At 65.3% G+C, this 5,187-nt stretch carries 4 protein-coding genes; all 4 read left to right on the top strand.

From position 1 onward, the window contains the following. Window positions 1-1,971: Tex family protein (locus tag BIS11_RS10440; protein WP_253586016.1), on the top strand; the 1,971-nt coding region annotated here is incomplete at its 5' end. Between the two features lie 126 nt (window positions 1,972-2,097). Then, window positions 2,098-3,738 carry a glutamate--cysteine ligase gene (gshA, locus tag BIS11_RS10435; protein WP_253420034.1) on the top strand — a complete coding sequence of 547 codons (1,641 nt, stop codon included), beginning with the start codon at window positions 2,098-2,100 and terminating at the stop codon, window positions 3,736-3,738. Further along, window positions 3,735-4,235, top strand: coding sequence for a disulfide bond formation protein B (locus BIS11_RS10430; protein ID WP_253420037.1), 501 nt, complete (start codon window positions 3,735-3,737; stop codon window positions 4,233-4,235). Before gshA ends, BIS11_RS10430 begins: the two co-directional genes overlap by 4 nt. 118 nt (window positions 4,236-4,353) lie before the next feature. Next, on the top strand, window positions 4,354-4,836 hold the full coding sequence (gene rsd / locus BIS11_RS10425; protein WP_253420040.1) for a sigma D regulator: 483 nt from the start codon (window positions 4,354-4,356) through the stop codon (window positions 4,834-4,836). The last annotated feature ends 351 nt before the right edge of the window (window positions 4,837-5,187 follow it).

Here is a 5,187-nt window from a genome sequence, read left to right as displayed (position 1 = left end):
GCGGATGCCTTGCTCGCCGACCCGACCCTCGACCCGGAAAGCGAAGCACAGGGGTATCTGCGCGCCGCCGAGGGCGATACGCCCGCCATCGAGGACGCCAAGGCCGCTCTCGACGGCGCCAAGCAGATCCTCATGGAGCGCTTCGCCGAGGACCCGGAGCTGATCGGCCGGCTGCGCGAGCGGCTCTGGGAGGAGGGCGAGCTCAGCGCGCGCATGCTCGATGGCAAGGCCAACGAAGGCGCCAAGTTCTCCGACTACTTCGAACACGATGAAAAACTCGCGAAGGTGCCCTCTCACCGGGCGCTGGCGATGTTCCGCGGGCGCAACGAAGGCGTGCTGAGCCTGGCCATTCGCCTGCCCGGTGAAGACGAGGCGCCGGTGCACCCGGCCCAGGCCGCCATCGCCAGACAGGTCGGCATTCGCGACGAAGGGCGCGCGGCGGACAAGTGGCTGATGGAAGTGGTGCGCTGGACCTGGCGAGTGAAGCTCTACACCGCGCTCGAGACCGAGCTTCTCGGTCGGCTTCGCGAGCAGGCGGAGCAGACCGCCATCGACGTCTTCGCCGCCAACCTCAAGGATCTGCTGCTGGCCGCGCCGGCGGGGCAGAAGGTGACGCTGGCGCTCGACCCGGGCCTGCGCACCGGCTGCAAGGTGGCGGTGGTGGACGCCACGGGGCAATTCGTCGATCAGGCGACCATCTACCCTCACGCGCCGCAAAACCGCTGGAACGAGTCGCTTTCCGAACTCACGAAACTGATCAAGCGCCATAATGTCGAGCTGATCGCCGTGGGCAATGGCACCGCCAGCCGCGAAACCGACAAGCTCGCCGGCGAGCTGGTGAAAGCGCTGGCCCCGAACCAGCCTTTGAGCAAGGTGATGGTGTCCGAAGCGGGCGCCTCGGTCTACTCGGCCTCCGAGTACGCCTCGAAGGAGCTTCCGGATCTCGACGTCACCATTCGCGGTGCGGTCTCCATCGCCCGGCGCCTGCAGGACCCGCTCGCGGAGCTGGTCAAGATCGAGCCGAAGTCGATCGGCGTGGGTCAGTACCAGCACGACGTTTCCCAGCTTCAGCTCTCGAAAAGCCTCGAGGCGGTGATCGAGGACTGCGTGAACGCGGTGGGTGTGGATCTCAATACCGCTTCCAGCGCGCTGCTCTCCCGGGTGGCGGGGCTTTCCACGGTGATCGCCGAGAACATCGTCGCCCAGCGCAACCAGCAGGGCGCCTTCAAGAGCCGCAAGGCGCTTCTCGAGGTCAGCCGGCTGGGGCCGAAGACCTTCGAGCAGTGTGCCGGCTTCCTACGCATCCAGGGCGCCGAGAACCCGCTGGATGCCAGCGGCGTTCACCCGGAGGCGTATACCCTGGTCGAGCGCATCGCAAGCCAAAGCGGGCGCGAGGTGAAAAACCTGATCGGTGACCGCCAGGCGCTCAAGGCGCTCGACCCTGCGGATTTCGCCGACGAGCGCTTCGGCGTGCCGACGGTCAGCGACATCTTCAAGGAGCTGGACAAGCCCGGCCGCGACCCGCGCCCGGAGTTCAAGGCCGCCGAGTTCCGCGAAGGCGTCGAGAAGCTCACCGACCTCAAGCTCGGCATGGTGCTCGAAGGTACCGTCACCAACGTCACCCACTTCGGTGCGTTCGTGGATATCGGCGTACATCAGGATGGCCTGGTGCATATCTCGGCGCTCTCGGAGAAGTACGTCGAGGACCCGAGAACCGTGGTCAAGGCCGGCGACATCGTCACGGTGAAGGTGATGAGCGTGGATATTCCGCGCAAGCGGGTGGGGCTTTCCATGCGGCTGTCCGACGAAGTCGAAAGCGACAGCGAGCAGAAGCCGTCGAGCTCCCAAGGAGACGGCCGCAAGGCGCCGCGCGCCCAGAAAGGCGGTCGCGGCGGCCGAGAGCGGCCCGCCCAGGAGGGCGGAATGGGGGCGCTTGGCGCGGCACTGTTGAAAGCCAAGCAGGGCAAATAGTCGCGCGCCTTGAAGTTTGAGCGTATAGCGCCATATTCTTAGCCCTTCTAGGGCTGGCCCCATGGCGGTTCCTGCAGATTTTATCCAGGCCTGCACGGCAGGCCTTATAGACAAGGAGTGTTCGTTTTGGCTGAGCCTCTCACTGTGCCCGCATCGCTGACTGCCCAGATCGAGCGCTTGCTGCCAAGCGCCCGGCTGGGCAGGCTGGGGCGCCTGCGGCGTGGACTGGAAAAGGAAGGCCTGCGCGTCGATGCGGGCGGTCACATCGCCCAGACGCCGCACCCCGAAACGCTCGGGTCGAAGCTGACCCACCCGCACATCACCACCGACTACTCCGAGTCGCTGCTGGAGTACATCACGCCGGTCTACTCGGAACCCAAGGAGGCGCTGGCGTTTCTGTCGGACCTGCACACCTTCACCTACCAGCACCTCGATAACGAGTGGATCTGGCCGGGCAGCATGCCCTCCAGGCTCTCGGGCAACGACAGCGTGCCGATCGCCGACTACGGCACCTCCAACGTCGGCACCATGAAGCACGTCTACCGCAAGGGGCTCGACGTGCGTTACGGGCGCATCATGCAGGCGATCGCCGGCGTGCACTACAACGTGTCGCTGCCGGAGGACATGTGGCACGCGCTGCGCGAGCTGGAGAAAGCCACCAACATCCCGTTCAACGACTACCGCTCGACGCGCTACTTCGGCATGATCCGCCATTTTCGCCGTCACAGCTGGCTGCTTCTGTACCTGTTCGGCGCATCCCCCGCCGTGGACAAGAGCTTCCTGCCGGATGGCCGGGTGCCGGACAAGCTCACGCCGATCGGCGACGACACCCTCTATGCCGAGTACGCCACGACCCTGCGCATGTCGGACCTGGGCTACCAGAACAAGGTGCAGGAGCAGCTCAAGATCTGCTTCAACTCGCTGTCGAACTACGTCAACACGCTGCGCCACGCCATCTCCTCGCCCTGGCCGGACTACGAGAAGCTCGGCGTGAACGCCGACGGCGACTGGCGCCAGCTCAACGCCAACATCCTGCAGATCGAGAACGAGTACTACAGCGACATTCGCCCCAAGCGCGTGGCCAAGCACAACGAAACGCCGAGCCAGGCGCTCGAGGCGCGCGGCGTCGAGTATATCGAGGTGCGCTGTCTGGACCTGAACCCCTTCGATGCGCTTGGCGTGACCGAAGACCAGATGCGTTTCGTCGACGTGTTCCTGCTCTGGTGTCTGCTCAGCGACAGCCCCTGGATCTCCGATGAGGAGTGCGACCGCCTCGACGACAACCGCCGGCTGGTGGTCGAACGTGGCCGTGATCCGGCGCTCGAGCTCATGCGCGACGGCGAGGCGATCACGCTGCCCGCCTGGGGCGAGCAGATCTTCGCCGAGATGGGCGAGGTCGCCCGGCTGCTCGACGCGGTGGAGGAGAATGCGCCTCACCAGGCCGCCCTCGATGCCCTCGCACCGCGCCTGCGTGACCCGAACCTCACGCCTTCGGGCCAGCTGCTGGCGCGACTCAAGGCGGGCTCGGGGTCGCTCAGCGATACGCTGCTGGCGCTGGCCAAAGAGCAGAGCGAGGCGCTGAAGTCGACCCCGATGCTGCGCTCGCGCCAGGCGCTGCTGGATCAGTTGATCGAGACCTCCCACCAGCAGCAGCACGACATCGAAGCCGCCGACGTTGAATCCTTCGGCGATTTTCTCGCGCACTACTTCACCAAAGCCCGCGAAATGCGCGCCTTTTCGGCCATTACTCCCGAGGAATCAGAATGAAGCCATCCGCCATCCGTCCCATCGCCTGGGCCGGGTTTGTCTTCTGTGTGTTGATGATGACCGTTGCCCTGGTGCTCGAGCACGTGGTGGGGCTGGAGCCATGCCCGCTGTGCATCTTCCAGCGGGTCGCGGTGATTGCGGCGGGCATCGTCTTTCTGGTGGCGGCGCTGCACAACCCCAAGGGGCGCGTGGGGAAAGCGATCTACGGCGTGCTGGGGCTTGCCAGCATCGGCACTGGCGCTTTCATCGCCGGGCGCCACGTCTGGCTCCAGCATCTGCCGGCAAGCGAAGTGCCTTCCTGCGGCCCGGGGCTCGACTACATGATGGACATCCTGCCCCTGCGCGACGTGGTTTCTCTGGTGCTCACCGGCTCCGGCGAGTGTGCCGAGATCGATTTCACCTTCCTGGGATTGTCGCTTCCCGCCTGGACCCTGATCGGCTTTCTGATCCTGTCGCTCGCGGCACTGCGCATTCTCTGGCTGGCCTTCAAACGGTGACACTCCTTGCCGCCCGCCACGTGCGGGCGGCGGGCAATAAAATCCCGGTCGCGTAATTGACATGCTCTAGCGGAAAGGCGAGTCTAGGCCTGTCGAGTGTCCCGATCAGGAGAGCGCCATGCTTGAGAACTGCAAGAATGCCCAGGAGCGATGGGGAGGCGTACACAGCCTGATCGACCGCTGGCTCGAGCAGCGGCGCACCTTCCTGATCAGCTTCATCGAGCTCAAGGAAGCCTGCGATGCCGAGCTCGAAGGCGTCGACAAGACGCGCATCGACACCTTCAGCGAACTCTTGATGGATTACATCAGCGCCGGGCATTTCGAGATCTACCCCGAGCTTGCCAAGGAGGCCAAGGCCTTCGAGGACGAAAGTGCGCTGGCGATCGCCGACAAGCTGCTCGAGCGCCTCGAGATGTCCACGGCCATGGTGCTCGAATTCGACGAGGACTATGCCAGCATCGAGCGCTGCCAGGCGCATATCGCCCGGCTTCCCGCCTGGCTCGACCGCCTCGCCAAGGGCCTTACCGAACGCTTCGCCCTGGAAGACCAGCTCATCGCCCGCCTGCACGCCGCGCATAGCCCCCAGAAAGCGCCGCTCTAGCGCGTTAGGCAAGACCCTCCTCTTTATCTCTTCTATCTTCAGCAGCGCTTTGCGCTGCCTTTCGCGGGTGCGCCCTTCGGCTTACCCGCGCTACGGGATGTGCCTGCACTTACTCGTAGCGCGGCGTAACGAGCGACAGCGAGGCACCCGCGTGACGGCGCTCAGCCGCCCGGATCGTGCTGCATCAACCTGCCGCAGCGCTGCACGCTGCCTTTCGCGGGTGCGCCCTTCGGCTTACCGGCGCGACAGCATGTGCCTGCACTTACTTCGTGGCGCGGCGTAACGAGCGAAAGCGAGGCACCCGCGTGGCGGCGCCCAGCCGCCCGGCGGTGCCCGGAGTTGACTATCGGC

It is taken from the genome of Halomonas sp. 707D4 (genome assembly GCF_024158685.1).
GTDB lineage: Bacteria > Pseudomonadota > Gammaproteobacteria > Pseudomonadales > Halomonadaceae > Vreelandella.
This window is presented reverse-complemented; position numbering and strand designations above follow the sequence as displayed.

What these genes read in the sequence shown, in the direction of transcription:
- BIS11_RS10430 (WP_253420037.1), top strand. Translation starts at nt 3,735, where the DNA reads ATGAAGCCATCCGCCATCCGTCCCATCGCCTGGGCCGGGTTTGTCTTC.
- rsd (WP_253420040.1), top strand. Translation starts at nt 4,354, where the DNA reads ATGCTTGAGAACTGCAAGAATGCCCAGGAGCGATGGGGAGGCGTACAC.